This is a genomic window from Acidocella sp. MX-AZ02, from assembly GCF_000306035.1.
GTDB classification, from domain to species: Bacteria; Pseudomonadota; Alphaproteobacteria; order Acetobacterales; family Acetobacteraceae; genus Acidocella; species Acidocella facilis.
In genome coordinates this window covers 1-490 of record NZ_JH976271.1, presented here as the reverse complement: position 1 = coordinate 490, position 490 = coordinate 1, and the positions used below count along the sequence as shown (strand labels likewise).

Sequence of the window (490 nt, the reverse complement as noted above, 5' to 3'; positions counted from 1 at the left end):
GGCCTCATCGTCGCCATGGCCAGCCGCTCCGGGCGCAATGCCGGGCTGTTCACCGCCATTGCCGGCTTCCTGCTGTGGAATTTCTTCTTCCTGACGCCGCTCTACACGCTCTCGGTGGCGGACCCGCGGGATGTGGTGGCGCTGCTGGTATTCCTGCTGGTGGGGGTGCTCACCGGCCAGCTCGCCGGACGGGTGCGCCAGGAGGCCGGGGCGGCATCCGCGCGGGTGGAGGCGCTGCGGCGGATCTCGCTATTCGGCCAGCGCCTCTCCCGCGCCGCCACCTTGTCGGACGTGCTGGCCTGCAGCGCCGAGGAAGCGGCCAGCCTGACCCCGGCCGGCATTGTGCTGCTGGCCGATGCGCAGGGGCTGCGCGCCGAAGCCAGCCACCCGCCCGGCACGGCTTTGGACGAGGCGGCGCAGGCGGCGGCGCAATGGTGCGCCACCCATGGCATGGAAACCGGCGCCGGCACCTCCACCCTGCCCTCGGTGC

General features: G+C 72.9%; 1 protein-coding gene. It reads left to right on the top strand.

The window, feature by feature from the left end; all coding sequences use genetic code 11:
• The coding region (locus tag MXAZACID_RS17485) for a DUF4118 domain-containing protein (RefSeq protein WP_008495932.1) at positions 1–490 on the top strand (490 nt) is incomplete at both ends.